The 14,013-nt window shown below is 34.3% G+C and carries 11 protein-coding genes and 1 pseudogene; 9 read left to right on the plus strand and 3 right to left on the minus strand.

What is annotated here, in order from left to right:
• The first annotated feature begins 173 nt into the window (after nucleotides 1–173).
• On the plus strand, nucleotides 174–1,739 hold the full coding sequence (locus tag FAY33_RS18145) for a phage tail tape measure protein (protein WP_143322672.1): 1,566 nt from the start codon (nucleotides 174–176) through the stop codon (nucleotides 1,737–1,739).
• 579 nt (nucleotides 1,740–2,318) lie between these two features.
• Nucleotides 2,319–3,107 carry an NYN domain-containing protein gene (locus FAY33_RS18150; RefSeq protein WP_185967701.1) on the plus strand — a complete coding sequence of 263 codons (789 nt, stop codon included), beginning with the start codon at nucleotides 2,319–2,321 and terminating at the stop codon, nucleotides 3,105–3,107.
• A gap of 217 nt (nucleotides 3,108–3,324) precedes the next feature.
• Here FAY33_RS18150 and FAY33_RS18155 read toward each other — a convergent pair whose 3' ends face one another.
• On the minus strand, nucleotides 3,325–4,137 hold the full coding sequence (locus FAY33_RS18155) for a helix-turn-helix transcriptional regulator (RefSeq protein ID WP_143322676.1): 813 nt from the start codon (nucleotides 4,135–4,137) through the stop codon (nucleotides 3,325–3,327).
• Nucleotides 4,138–4,449: 312 nt separating this feature from the next.
• Here FAY33_RS18155 and FAY33_RS19650 point away from each other — a divergent pair, with 312 nt between their 5' ends.
• The 3 genes from FAY33_RS19650 (at nucleotide 4,450) to FAY33_RS18165 (ending at nucleotide 5,787) form a co-directional block, all read left to right on the plus strand.
• Nucleotides 4,450–4,626, plus strand: a complete 177-nt coding sequence (locus FAY33_RS19650; RefSeq protein WP_185967702.1) for a hypothetical protein — start codon at nucleotides 4,450–4,452, stop codon at nucleotides 4,624–4,626.
• Nucleotides 4,627–4,753: 127 nt separating this feature from the next.
• On the plus strand, nucleotides 4,754–5,578 hold the full coding sequence (locus FAY33_RS18160; RefSeq protein WP_143322677.1) for a phage antirepressor KilAC domain-containing protein: 825 nt from the start codon (nucleotides 4,754–4,756) through the stop codon (nucleotides 5,576–5,578).
• Entirely contained in the window at nucleotides 5,575–5,787 is a 213-nt protein-coding gene (locus FAY33_RS18165; protein WP_143322678.1) for a hypothetical protein, read from the plus strand. Before FAY33_RS18160 ends, FAY33_RS18165 begins: the two co-directional genes overlap by 4 nt.
• A 508-nt stretch (nucleotides 5,788–6,295) precedes the next feature.
• On the opposite strand, the gene FAY33_RS18170 is transcribed toward FAY33_RS18165, so the two are convergent.
• Entirely contained in the window at nucleotides 6,296–6,622 is a 327-nt protein-coding gene (locus tag FAY33_RS18170; protein WP_143322681.1) for a hypothetical protein, read from the minus strand.
• Nucleotides 6,623–6,939: 317 nt separating this feature from the next.
• Here FAY33_RS18170 and FAY33_RS18175 point away from each other — a divergent pair, with 317 nt between their 5' ends.
• Both FAY33_RS18175 and FAY33_RS18180 read left to right on the plus strand, forming a co-directional pair.
• A complete protein-coding gene (locus FAY33_RS18175; RefSeq protein ID WP_143322683.1) occupies nucleotides 6,940–7,176 on the plus strand; it encodes a hypothetical protein in 237 nt (78 codons plus the stop codon).
• A complete protein-coding gene (locus tag FAY33_RS18180; RefSeq protein WP_143322685.1) occupies nucleotides 7,177–7,824 on the plus strand; it encodes a hypothetical protein in 648 nt (215 codons plus the stop codon). It abuts the gene before it with no gap.
• Nucleotides 7,825–7,864: 40 nt separating this feature from the next.
• Here the strand turns inward: FAY33_RS18180 and FAY33_RS18185 are convergent, their stop codons facing one another.
• Nucleotides 7,865–8,290 (minus strand): hypothetical protein, encoded by a 426-nt coding sequence (locus tag FAY33_RS18185; RefSeq protein WP_143322687.1) that lies wholly within the window; start codon nucleotides 8,288–8,290, stop codon nucleotides 7,865–7,867.
• 31 nt (nucleotides 8,291–8,321) lie between these two features.
• On the opposite strand from FAY33_RS18185, the gene FAY33_RS18190 reads away from it, so the two are divergent.
• The gene (locus FAY33_RS18190) at nucleotides 8,322–13,481 is read left to right on the plus strand and encodes a hypothetical protein (protein WP_143322689.1); all 5,160 of its coding nucleotides are present in this window, start codon (nucleotides 8,322–8,324) and stop codon (nucleotides 13,479–13,481) included.
• A gap of 52 nt (nucleotides 13,482–13,533) precedes the next feature.
• Nucleotides 13,534–14,013: pseudogene (locus FAY33_RS18195) on the plus strand (hypothetical protein); the annotation flags it as partial.

The following is a 14,013-nucleotide window of genomic DNA, read 5'->3' on the forward strand; positions in this document are numbered from 1 at the left end:
ATAAACTTAAATCGGCATTAGAAAATGAGTCGCCTATATTAAGTGAAAATACAGAAAATAATTCTCTATAAATCTGGGATTTGCTTGTAATTAAAAATTAAATAATAATCACCCGTACTACTGCCCTTTCTGTGGCAGTTATTTTTATGCTCAAAATTAGAAAGGAGTAATAAATGGCTGATAATATATCGCTGATTCTACAAACAATAATTGATTCATCAAAGCTAAAGAGTGACCAATTACCAAAGTTGATTAGCCAGGTTAAAGAACAATACAAGCTAAAACTTGGGGTTGAAATTGATGATAAGACCGCAAAAAAATATGCCAACCAGATATTTAAAATGCAAGATGGTTTAAAAGCCATTGACAAGATTACTTTTGCAAATCAAGTCCAAGCATGGCGTAGAGTAAATTCGGCCGCAGAAAAAGAATTCGGTGGTACTCTTGATGAATTACTTATTAAACTGAACGCCATTAATAATAAAGCCGATCTTACAAAATTACAAAAGGAATTCAGAGGAGTAAAAGCAGAAGCTGACGCATTAGGTGTTACTGGGAAAAGTCTTACTGATACTTTTGGAGCAAGTGTAAAAAAGTTTGCTGAATGGACTGTCTCGGCCGGTGCATTTATGTCTGTAATACAGATGTTTAAGCAGATGATTACAAATGTTGTTGAACTTGATTCCGCTATGACAAATTTGTATAAGGTTACGGATGAGACGGATACAAAATACGATAGTTTTCTTCGCAATGCAAATAAATCTGCTCAAGAATTAGGCCGTACCGTATCAAGCCTAGTGGAGCAAACAGCAAACTGGGCAAAACTTGGATTTTCCATCGACCAAAGCGCAAACCTCGCAAAAATATCATCTATCTATGCCAACGTAGGTGAAGTAGACGACGAAACTGCAGTCTCTGATATGGTTACTGCTATGAAAGCGTTTAACATACAGGCATCAGATAGTATCACAATCATTGATAAACTCAACAATATCGGTAATAAATATGCGGTATCAAGTAGAGATTTGGGTACGGGATTATCAAACGCAGCATCTGCACTTGCCCTAGCAGGAAATGATATCGACCACTCTCTTGCAATGATAACTGCCATGTCGGAGATTATTCAAGATGCCTCTGAAGCTGGTAACGCTTTGAAAGTATTGAGTATGAGATTGAGGGGAGCATCTACAGAACTTACCGATGCCGGCGAATCCACTGATGGAATGGCAGAATCTACATCTAAGTTAAGAGACAAGGTACTCGCCCTTACTAATGTTACTGGCAAGGGTGGATTTGATATAATGTCTGATGAGGATACATTCAAGTCTACATATCAAATTATGCAAGGTATCTCTGATGTGTGGACTGATATGTCAAATATAAACCAGGCGGCTATGCTTGAACTCATAGCTGGCAAACAGAGGGGTAACTCGGTATCTGCTTTGCTTACCAACATGGCACAAGCCAACAATGCCCTAAATGATTCTATAGATTCATCTGGATCTGCAATGCAAGAGCAAGAACGCTGGTTAGATTCAATTGACGCTAAATTACAACAGCTCAATAGTTCGTTCCAAACATTATCAAATACCACTGTAAATTCTGATTTTCTAAAAGTGCTTATAGAATCTGGTACTGGTTTAAACAATATTTTAACAGAATTAATTAGTAATTTCGGTGTCTTGCCTACCTTATTAACAGGTGTAGGTATTGCATCATTTGTAAAAAACTTCGCTTGACTCTGAAATAAGAGTTACATAAATCTTTCCGAGGGATTTAGTTGGGCTATCTAGGGGAAGGAAATACCATAAAGGCGGTATATACAATTCCTAGAGACGAAAGTTTAAAAATAAAAAGAGGATTAATTGCTTGAAAGCGTAACGCTCACTACTCTTCTATTACAGTAATATAGAAGAAGCCGAAAAATAAGGCAAACAAGTCAAACGGTTTATACACCGGAGTGAGATATCTAGGGATAAAAAATAATTCCCGACAGACATACAATCGCCAACGAAGCAGCTAACCCTATCTGTGTATTTGACATATAATCCGATGGTAACAATTGCGAAAGCAATGTCGGGATAAAGTCGTAAGGATAGGGAATGTTCAGAGAGCACCATTCCTCACAGTACGTAAAAGCCATATTTTATTGTGCTGTTAATGCATGTTCCAATGTATACAGAATATTAACGTTTTTCAAAAGACGTTGAATATTCGCAATAGAATTAAATTATCCCCCAAAGAACCTACGTTCCTGTAGAAATATGGAAAATTATGGTATATAATTGGAAGTATTACTGATGATAGGGGAAAATGATATGGGTAAGATGAGTTTGGATGAAGATGTTAGTAAAAAAGTGCAGAAAGAAATAAAAGACACAAGTAATGTATGTATATTAATTGATTATGATAATTTATTTTACACAATGAAGAGATATGCAATTGATGTCACAGATGATGAATATAATATTTGTGAGTATTTTAATAATTTATATGGGAAAGATAAGATAAGATCATTTAGAGCCTATGCAGACTTTGAGCAGGTTAAAGTAAGTCTTAGAAAATTGCAGGAACAAAGAGTTCAAATAAGAAATGTATATGGAAATAATAAAGATGATAAGTATAGAAAAAATGCTTCTGATATTGAATTAAGTATAGATGCTATTGAATCCACATATAAAGATCCCAATATAGATACATACGCAATTGTGACATCCGACAGTGATATGATTCCTATAATGAGCCGGTTGAAATATAAAGGAAAACAAGTTCATTTATATTTTACGAGTCAAAACGCATCTCAAACTACTCATTTTGAATCATATTGCGATTCTTCTTGTGATTTGTTGAAATTATTTAAAGTAGACACGGAGAAAGGGAAGCCTGAATATTGGTTTGAGTGCGTTAAAGATATAATAGTAAAATGGTATGGCGATCCCAAAAATAAAACTAAAACTTTAGGTTTCGGATGGGCTAAAACTGAAGTTGCTAATATTTGTAATATATCAGATATGTATGCGTTGGAAATTATAAATATCATGCTAGAAAAAAAGATACTTATCAGAAAGTTGGAAGAAGGTAAATCAACATATATATCACTACCTTAATACTGTAACCAAAAAAAATACTTGACATACAATATATTAGATGATATGATGATATCACGATATGATTTAGCTAGATATGTTTTGAACTGATATGATTTAATTAGATATGTTTTGATTCGATATGAAGAGAGGGACTAGTTAATTCTAGTCCTTTTTCTCTGTAAAAACATTAAAATTTCAAGTCAAGACAATATATATATATCAACACAAGAGCCACCTACTCACGTAGACTGGCTCTTTTTGTGTGTAATTGATCTTGAATTATATTTACTTGTTTTTTAATTTCATTCAATTCATTCATAAGATATGTGCCCGCTCTTGCATCTAGTACAAATCCAGGTAATGTTGTTAAGAAATTATAAACGACATCTTTTTTTGTAACATAATCTATGTCGGGTCTACTATTGCTATTAATATAGGATTGTATTATTGCCCTACTTTTATTGGCTTGTTCGTAATTCCTAGTACAGAGAGTAATTGCATCAAAGAGCCTGTTGGTTTTATCAAAATCATTAAGGCTTGATATTGGTACAAAATTGTCGAACTTTTGATTATTAATGTCTAGCTGCATTATTAAAAAATAGCAATATTTATTATTATAATATCCCCCAACCACAAAAAGGTAAGAAGAATAATATTTTGTCATAAATTTAATTTCTTCAGTAGTAATTGTATCATTATACTTCCAGTTATAAGCCGATATAAAATGATCTTTAAGCGTATTTGACGGTATATCTCCTTCAAAATAATTGTTCCACTGTAATAAGTATGATTCTGTTTCTTCAATTATTTTATTTATAAACATTTCTTCAATTGATAAAATTGAATCTGTTGACGTTCTCCCAAGAATATAATCTACAGATGTTTTAAAATAATCTGCAACAGCAATGATTTTATCCACTGATGGTGAATTTTTATCCCAACGACTTATTAATCCTTGCGAAAACTTGAGTTCCCTTTCAAGCTGGCCTACTGTCATATCGTTTCTTTTGCATAAATCGTTTATTATACTTACAATGTTAGTTTCCATAAGCTCCTCCATATACGTTACGTAGCTTGAAATATTATTCATAACTCACTTGACAAATATAGCGAGATAATTTATAATCCAAGTATAGCACAACATGAAACGTATTTCAAGATTATGTTTCAACATTCTATCTCCACCATCATTTTTGAAAGGAAAGTATTTATGAATAATGAGCAGAAAAATGTTTTAACAGTTATTCAAGAGACAGAGATTTTAGGAGACAAGAATTGGAAATCATTTGAAACTAGTTATTGACTTTTGTGTGTTATGTGCTATCATAATATACATATGACACATGAAAGGAATGATTAAATGTCAGAGAATCAGCGTAAACGTTTTGTAACGACAATCAACCCCGATGTTCTTTTGAATTTTAAGGTTGCATGTACTAAGCAAAATAAATCCATGAATGAGATTTTGGAAATGCTTATGTCGGCATATTCCGATGGTGTGATTTCAATTAAGGAAATTATAACCTCCGAGGAATAACAAAGACAGCCCCTTACCGTCCAAAGTATACAGGGCTGCCTAGCAGATAACTTACGCTATCTTTGCGTCTAATTGTACCATTTTAATATATTTGTGTCAAATACATATATTGAAAGGACAAGATAAGATGAAAAATGATTTAGTAGCAAAATCAGTGGATTTCCTTGGCAATGAAATTATGTGCGTCAAAGATGAGTCAACTGAAAAAATTTATGTAGGTGTCCGTTGGATATGTAACGGAATAGGATTCGCCAGAGGGCAGATAAATAACGAAGTTATTAGAGTTCAGAATGATATTGTTTTAAAATCAGGGTGCATGAAATTTCGTGCAGGGGTATTTGATGAAAACAATGAAACCATCTCAATTGAATTAGACTACCTTCCTCTCTGGTTGGCCAAGATATCTATCACGCCAAAGATGCAAGCAGAAAATCCAGAATTAACACTGAGACTTGTAAATTATCAACTTAAAGCCAAAGACGTATTAGCACAAGCTTTTATTAAACCAAAAGAAATAAACTTAGACAACTTTAATATCCCAACCACTTTGTCGGAGGCACTGTTGCTATCGGCAAACCTTGCTAAAGAAAATGAAGAAATGAAACCAAAGGCGGAGCAGTTTGATTTGTATCTGGACAGTGATGGAACCATTTCATTCAACGAATCTGCTAAAGCACTGAAAACCGGAAGAAACCGACTTATGGCATTTCTAAGAAACAAAGGTATATTAAATCAAGATAATTCTCCAAGTCAATATTGCCTTGATAGAAAATACTTTGAGGTTAAAACGTATACGTATGTCGTAAAGGGCGGGAATAAATACCAATTAGCAATCACTAGAATCACGTCAAAAGGTCAAGATTATATGTACCGATTCCTCACGAAATATATTGATGAATATTGTGGGTACGATCCAGACTATAAATCAAGAATTGGTGAGGTGCGGAAATGATTAATTTTGCAAATGAAATATTATCGAACAAAACAGCTTCAACAAAATACATAAAAGCAATCGTAATTCATCTTGATCCATTTGAATCCAAAATATTATTCGAGCAAAATTTCAATCACGATGAAGTCAACGAGGTAAAGAGAGTCTTGAATAAATATGATTATGGCGACAATATTTGCCAAGCATATGAGATGAGTGTAGAAATATAATGGATATAAAACGGGATAGTGATATATAATCCACTATCCCCAAAATCGCAAATCAGCTTAAAACTAGTTTGGATTAAATTGACTGTCCATACAGTATTCACACCAGTAACTTCTATAAATAATAATGGTAACCGCAAACCCGTTCGTCGCATTAGCACCAGACAAGAACATTATTCTGAACAAAGACTGATAATCCTACGGGTGATCCAGTTTTCGTTAGGCTTACGATGTTTCATTATATTACTGCTTTATATGATTGTGGTGGTCTATGATAATGTATAATAATGCAACTACATCAGCAATGGCAGACACAAGAGAATAAAATTCTGTCAACAACAAATCCTTTCCGTTCTATATCATACGTAGGTTTGCTTATTTTGATATTACCATTATTTTCCATATATTGGTAGTCGGAACATCAGTTCTTTGGCTACAAAAAAAGAGTAGGATTAATCTCCTGCTCTTTTTTGTGTGTAAAACACATGTGCAAGACGGAATTATACTTATATTAAAAGGTATTTCTATGTGGCAATTCCCCTTTATGTTTTAGTTCTTTTACCGTAACACGATTATTTTTTAATGATGATCCATCAAAATAATGCAAACAAGGCGATTTCAATGCTACTTCCCAATATCGACTTAAATCATTATTCACGGATTTTTCTTTTATGACGATATATCCATCTTCTTGAAGGACGTACAGGTATTTTATAATGTCACCCTCCGATAAGCCAATTGTGCCTACATCGCTTCTGCACACTGCCACGATATTACTATTATCTTTATTGTCATTATTAAATTTGTCAATTAAAAACCGTATAATTTTCTCTTCCATACGCACCACCCCCTTATATATTATATTTGAATATAAATATACTTTACCATTATTATCCATATTTTTATAGTCAGAACATAAGTTCTTTAATTGAGAAGATAATTTTAATGTTCCACTCTTTTTTATTATTTAAGAATTTACAAAAAATCGTCTTATAAATGAAATTTTGGATTGAAATTAGTATACGTTGTCGACGTCTATAATTTGGCGCGATAAATATTGCCATTAATGAACGCTATTCCGACATCCGTTATGCGTAGAATTAGGTATGTTATTTGTAGATAAATATTGCTTATTATAGGTGGAGGTGATATACTTTGGATAAGCGAAGTATAAATGACATCAGTAATACTAATGAGGGTAATATTACTGAGAGCACAAAGGAGGTTGATGATATGGCTGTATTAACAAAACCAGTAAATAAAATGCTTGTCATTGATAAAGACAGTTCCAAAAAATTTATAAGTGATTTTAATAAAAGTAAAGTTACTGAGGAATTTCTGGAAACATGTAAAAAGGCTGGAAAATTATTTGGAGATAGGGACAGTAAGTAAATGCTAAGTGATTTAGGTGAGTATGAACATATTAAAGAATTTAATCCAAAGGTCAAAAAGTTAGATTCAGTACATAACAATCTTTTATTAAAGTTTAATGCGGGAGATAAAAATTATAATTTTAATTGTTTTATACACAATGAGGCACAAGAATACGCTGAATCTGGACAAGGTGCAACATATGTAGTTTTTAATGAAATAGAAAATTCTGACGAATCAATTCAAAGTGAAATAGTGTCATATTATACCTTGATGTCTACTGCTATTCCATATGAGGACAAAGTGAAGTTAGATCCAGAGGAAGCTAAATCTAGTGGCAAAGAATATGATGTTGAAATATGTGGTGTTTCCGCAGTAGAAATCAAAATGTTTGCAGTTTCTAAAAAATATCAAGATATATTTTATGAATATGAAGGTCAAAGTCTTCCTATTGCCGCATGGATATTAAAAGACATAGTAAATTACACAAATTCATTGATAACTTCTATTGTAGGATTTCAAGCGTTATTTCTTCACTCGGTACCCGAAGCAGAGGATTTCTACTTAAAGAATGGGTTTAAGTTAATTGAAGACAGTATGAAACCATTGTATTGCGTTGATTATGATTTTAAACCAATGTATCTAGCATTAAGGAATATACCTATATAGACAAAAGAGTAGGATTAATCTCCTACTCTTTTATTATTGTCTAAAATTTACTTCCACAATTGTTACACTTCCAAATTTTACCGTTATCTCCCATTCCAAATATACCGAATACTGCAATCTTAGCAACCTTTTTAGTTGTAGATATTTTGGAAAGATTTGTACTTTGACATATTGGACATTTGGGAATATTTTGTAAAGTATGTTTTGGTCTATATTCAGACGAGAGTTTTGTTCTATTTTGAGTAGAAGGAAGTTCCTTTCTTGTTATTAGATTTGTGTTAGATACATTTTTACAAAGACATTCGATTTTTGATCCATCTTTTAGCATACAATAATCAGAAGTTATTTTATTAAACTTGTTATCAATATCATTTTTAATTATTATTGTGTTACCACATTTTTCACAGAGTAGATTAATTTCTATTGGTGTACCATTTTCGTCACTAATGACCTTTGTCAAATACATGATTTTTTCTCCCCTACATAAATATTCTACAATGCAGCTACAGTCCCTCGGAAAGTCGATTGTAAGTTTTGATAGTATTATAACATCTGGGACAGGAACAAATCAATCATTTGCAAAAGTTTTAGAAGGAATTAGTACACAAGAAAAGATTAATATTGTAACCAGGAGTAATCTAACAAAAGCACAGAAACTAGGAATCCTTGCTACAGCCGGGTTATCTGCCGAAGAACTTAAAAATGTTGCTTCCACCTCTGCCCTCTCTACTACCCAGGTAACAGTCACAGCTACAACCACTGGATTAGGTACGGCATTAAAGGGTTTATGGGCAACGATGCTTGCAAACCCACTTCTAATTGTAGGCATGGCAGTAACAGCCGGTATTTCTGCATGGAACGCATACAAACAATCTGTAGAAGAAATGCGCCAAACTACATCTGAAGCTGCAACTGTATTTAATGACACATCTTCTTCTATTGAGGATTACGCAAATAAATATAAAGCATTACATGATGAATTAACAAATGCAAACACTACCGAAGAACGTCAGCATGAAATCAAGAGTAATCTTCTATCTTTACAGCAAGAATTGAACGATAAATATGGCGAAGAGTACGGAAAGTTAAATCTCGTTACCGATGCTTACAAAGATCAGACCGAAGCTATTTTAGCTATGAATAAAGCCGCAGCACAGACATATCTTAATCAAAACGTCAAAGGTATTGAAGACGCACAAAAGCAAATGACGACTCAACGTACTTACAGTTTATTCGGTGAAGATATAAATGCTTATTCTGATGCTGGAAAAGATATTATTGCATTAGCTAAGCAGCTCGGATTTAATGTTGACACAGAAGATTCTGGTTCATTCACTGTCAGAGTGAAAGCCGATGCTACCGATGCTTATGATAAAATTTCAGACTTCATGAATCAAGTCGCTTCATTACAAGATAAATACGGCAAAGATGATTCTACGATCAATACTATGCTTGGAGTATCAAGTGAACAGTTAAATAAAGCAAAAAATGTAATCGACGAATTTAGCGCAACGTATAATCAATCATTAATTGCTGAAATTACATCAAACGATAAACTGGCAAGCAGTTATACGGATATCTTAAATGCCGTAAAAGAATATAACGATGCATTAAGTTCTGGTGATGAATCAAAAATTCTTTCAGCTAGAGATAATCTAAGGTTTTTAAAATCTTCAATTGATGCATCAAGCGATGATTGGGGAAAGTATCGTTCTGTCATAAGTGACACATTTGCACAGGCGGACACAGGATTATACGACTTCAACGATGCTTTAAAGTCTAACCAAGATAATCTTATGACATATGCCAAATCATTAAAAGGTTTGTCACAAGAAGATTTGCTTGCCATGAATAATGATGGGCAAGAAGATAATTTTGATAAGCTAGTAGCTTCCGCAAAGGAATATGGACTAAGCGCAGAAGATGTGATTTCAATATTGCAGAAACTCAAAATCGTCCAGACAGATGTAGGAAAATCGGGAGAAAATGTATTCCCAACTCAATCCAAGCAAGATGTTATTGCAAACATCAACTCCTTATCCGAAGGTTTTGAATCATTAGATAAAATCATGAGTAGTATGAAAGGAAAAAATCCGTTCGACTACGCATTGCTAGATGACAAGAAATTTAAAGATACCTTTAGCGGATTAGACGATGTCTACACGGACTTTGTCGAAAAGATATCCTCATCTCCCAAAGACATCAAAGCTAATCAAGAAGCTTTTAATTCGTTATTGACAGCATGGATTGATAGTTCCGGAGTGCTTAATAATCTTTCTGATGAAAACGCCAACTTAGCGACATCTATGCTTAAAAATATGGGTATCACCAACGCTGAAGAAGTTGTTACTAATAGATTAGCTATTGCTCATGAAAAATTGGCTGCTGAAAAGTATTATAACGAAAATGCTTCAGACTCATTGTATAACGCTACCATGTCTGAAATTGATGGTTTCGTGAACGAAGGTATTGCAGCCGGGATCTCTGAACAGGCTATGTCACAGTTAGCTTTGGAAAAGTTATCAGTCAATGATATTAAGATTGATACCGCCAGTGATATTGACCAGGTAATTGCTTTGGCTAATGCAGCCGGTGCAAGTACGTCAGCACTGGATCAGTTAGCTAGGGCAAAATCAGCTTTCGCTAGTATAAATAACGCTTTGGCAAAAGGTACAGCCCAGTTAGCTAACCCATCAATTGGATCACCTATTACCGCAGGACTTTCAGTTGCTACTGAACTCTTAAAGTCAAACACAATGGCCGAGTTAAGCGAAGCACGTAAAACCCTTGAAGGTATTGCAAATGGAACATTTGATTACGATATAAAAATCAATTCCGATGATTTCAAAAAGGCTACTTACGGCGGAGGAACAAAGTCAAATAAGGCTGGCTCAAATAAAAAAGACAAGGAAGAAACAACAAAAGATATAGACTGGATTGAGCGCAGAATTAAATTGCTCGAGGAAAAACGTTCTGAATTAAAAACCTTATCGGATAATTCTTACATTGATTTCCTAGGATTAAGTACGGAAGATTTTAACAGAGCAAAGGAACTTCTCACTTCCGATGTTGACACGATGATTGGCGGATCTGAAGAACTAATCACTATTGCAAATAAAGCTAGAATGACAATTGCGGATTTGCATACTTTAGTTTCAACCGGCTCTCCCACCGAATCAAAAGAAAATTATTTTGCTCAGATTTTAGAATTAGATAAAACAATGCTTGATGAGTACTCCCAGTCCATAGCTCAATATCAAAACGAGTATGATAAGTCAGTAGGTAAAATATCTGCTCAAAATAAGGCAAAGATTGAGCGTGGGGATATGTCTATTGATACACTTTCTGATAAGGAAGCAAAAGATGTTCAGGAAGCAATGGATAATTATGACAAATTGCAAAGTCTAAAGAGTAAACAGTACGACATGCAGACTCAATATTTAGACGATATAAAAGCAAAATATGATAACATTTCTTCTAGTATTAAAAGTGAAAATAAGCAATTAGAAAACTCATCTTCCATCATTAACGCTCAAATTGATTATATGCAAGCGTCTGGTCAGGTTGTTGGATCTTCATTTTACGAAAGGTTAATGGGAAATACTGAAGGTCAGATTGCCAATGCCAGAAAATCCATTTCTAATTTACGTGCAGAAATGAAAGATTTAATGAGCAACGGTGTATCAAAGGATTCAGAAGAATATGTAGATTTAAAGTCTGAAATCAGTGAAGCGGAGGAAAGTCTTTATTCTTTGAAGAAAGCCCAGGAGGAGTATAATAATCAACTTCTGCAAATGCCGATTGATAACATGGCAACTATTGTTTCTATGTACGGAGATATTTCCGATGCGATGCAAGATTATGCAAGTGAAGTTGAAGCAGATGGTAAGAAATTAAATGCCGAATACTATCAAGCTCAAATCTCTAATGGAGCAAAAGTAATTGACCAGTTGAAGGAACAGGCAAGTTTAATTGAAGACACAATGGACGAGTACGAGGTTGGAAGTGACAATTGGCAAGATTTATATGGACAGTTAAGGTCAGTTAATTCAGAGATGTCTACCATGGTAATTAACATGCGTAAATTCAACGAAGAGTTGCTGAAAATGCCGTTAGAAAATATCGGTACATACTCAGATAGTTTACAGAAGGTTGTAGACGGGTTAACCGGTGTTCAGTCAGAACAAGATACTGTAATCAGTGCTGTTACTGGTGCCATTCAGGAACAGATTGATGCAATAAATAAGTTAAAAGATGCTGAGAATGAAGAAAAACAACTTGCTATCGATGCATTGCAAGAAAAGTTAGATTTGCTTGATAAGGAAAATGAGCTTAGAAAACTTCAGTACGATCTTGAACAGAAGCAATATGATTTGGAACGAATTCGTGGTCAGAAATCCGTAGCGACAGTTCGTGATGGCGAAATTGTATATGAATCAGATAAAGCGGCTGAAAGGCAGGCTGAACAAGACTATCTTGATGCCCAGGACAATATGGCAAAACATAAACTCCAAGAGCAGATTGATAATATGCAAGAAGCATTAGAGAATCTCAATAAAGGTTATGACGAGCAGATTTCAAAACTTGAAGAAATTAGTTCTAAGTGGTCTGAGATTTCTCAAAAGATAAAACAATCACAAGATGAGTCTGTTGCTGATAGCAATCTCGGCACTGGTTGGAAGGATAAAGTATTAAGCGGTAATGATTCGGCTATATTTAATACGTTTTCAGGCATGTATAAGAATACGGCAGATCAATTACAGAAATATCAGGAACAGATAAATTCAACAAATAATATCCAGTCTCTTTTAGAAGATTACATTGCCTCCTACAAATCCGGTGAAATCACCTATGCAGAAGCTGTCAGTGGCATCAATGGTCTTCTATCCCAGATGAATCAGAAAATGTCTGCTACGGACAATCTACAGAATATATTTGACTACTTAGGAACCGTAGGCGACACGGCAGCCAACGCAGATGCGATTCTGGCGGGTATTCAGAGTGGATTGAAAGATACTGCTACTGAGTTGTTAAAGTCTTTAGAACAGTATAATAAGAACTCTGGAATGATATCTGAGTATACCTCTAGTTGGCAACAGCTTACTGATAACGTAAGTTCAATGCTTGACGTGTTAAAAGAAGTTAGAGACGCTTTAGAAGATGGTTATGATCGTGATGATGAAGATGATAGGGATAACACAAGATATGGAGGTGGAAAAGACGGAAGCCCCGGTGTTCCGGGAAGGGGTGAATATGTAAATAGTGGCCCTGGTGTAAAGAAATATGCGGCTGGTATTAAAAATGGAGCCATCGGAACAGCAACCGATAGTGACCGTGTTAATATGCTTAAATACCTCACCACAAATGAACTTAAAAATGGTGAATATCCTATTATTGCCCATGAAGGCGAAGCTGTTTTAAATAAGGAACAGCAAGATCAATTGTGGAGCAATATGTCAAAGCATTACAGTTTCCAGCCTTATGCTGTTGATTATAAACCGCTAGTAAACACTCAGTCTGAACAAAAACAGATGGTTGTTAATTTACAATATGGGGACTTGTCTTTTCCAAACGTAAGGAACTTTGACGATGCAATTGGAGATTTTGCTGTATTGACAGATCAAGCTATTAGGCAGGTTGTATCAAAATACAAATAATTATTTGGAGGCACGTTTATATGCCTCCTTTTCTATTTAAAGGAGAAAGTAAATGAGTCTTTTTGAGACAGCAAAGTCGAATGCTGAAAGTTTTATTTCGGCTATCAAAAATTTAATAGACAGTGCTCCATTCAATAAATCTTTTCGTGCAACTGTTACTCAAAAAATTAATGATGCAGTGTATATGGTGTCATATAAAAACGCAGAATACAGAGTTAAATCATATTATGATTTAATTGTGGGGGATTTGGTATGGGTTTGTGCACCTGGAAACGACTGGGATTCTTTATTTGTACAGAGCTACAACGGATTCCGTGATAGAGTTATTACCACAAATAAGATTGTTAATAACTACACCACTAATGTTGCTGGAACTGTGTTAGATGGTAGAATGGGAAAGGCAATAAAAACTGAAATTGATGGTATTAAGTCTTCTCTTATTCAAACAAATAGCAATTTAGTTTTAAAAGCAAACAGTAGTGATCTGCTTAAGGTAAAAATTGTATCTTATTCTGTAAGCTGTGGCACTTCT

The sequence above is a fragment of the Clostridium sp. HBUAS56010 genome, assembly GCF_007115105.1.
Taxonomy (GTDB): Bacteria; Bacillota; Clostridia; order Lachnospirales; family Lachnospiraceae; genus Lacrimispora.

Coding starts and splice junctions, on each gene's coding strand:
- FAY33_RS18145 (WP_143322672.1), top strand. CDS start 174: ATGGCTGATAATATATCGCTGATTCTACAAACAATAATTGATTCATCA.
- FAY33_RS18150 (WP_185967701.1), top strand. CDS start 2,319: ATGGGTAAGATGAGTTTGGATGAAGATGTTAGTAAAAAAGTGCAGAAA.
- FAY33_RS18155 (WP_143322676.1), bottom strand. CDS start 4,137: ATGGAAACTAACATTGTAAGTATAATAAACGATTTATGCAAAAGAAAC.
- FAY33_RS19650 (WP_185967702.1), top strand. CDS start 4,450: ATGTCAGAGAATCAGCGTAAACGTTTTGTAACGACAATCAACCCCGAT.
- FAY33_RS18160 (WP_143322677.1), top strand. CDS start 4,754: ATGAAAAATGATTTAGTAGCAAAATCAGTGGATTTCCTTGGCAATGAA.
- FAY33_RS18165 (WP_143322678.1), top strand. CDS start 5,575: ATGATTAATTTTGCAAATGAAATATTATCGAACAAAACAGCTTCAACA.
- FAY33_RS18170 (WP_143322681.1), bottom strand. CDS start 6,622: ATGGAAGAGAAAATTATACGGTTTTTAATTGACAAATTTAATAATGAC.
- FAY33_RS18180 (WP_143322685.1), top strand. CDS start 7,177: ATGCTAAGTGATTTAGGTGAGTATGAACATATTAAAGAATTTAATCCA.
- FAY33_RS18185 (WP_143322687.1), bottom strand. CDS start 8,290: ATGTATTTGACAAAGGTCATTAGTGACGAAAATGGTACACCAATAGAA.
- FAY33_RS18190 (WP_143322689.1), top strand. CDS start 8,322: ATGCAGCTACAGTCCCTCGGAAAGTCGATTGTAAGTTTTGATAGTATT.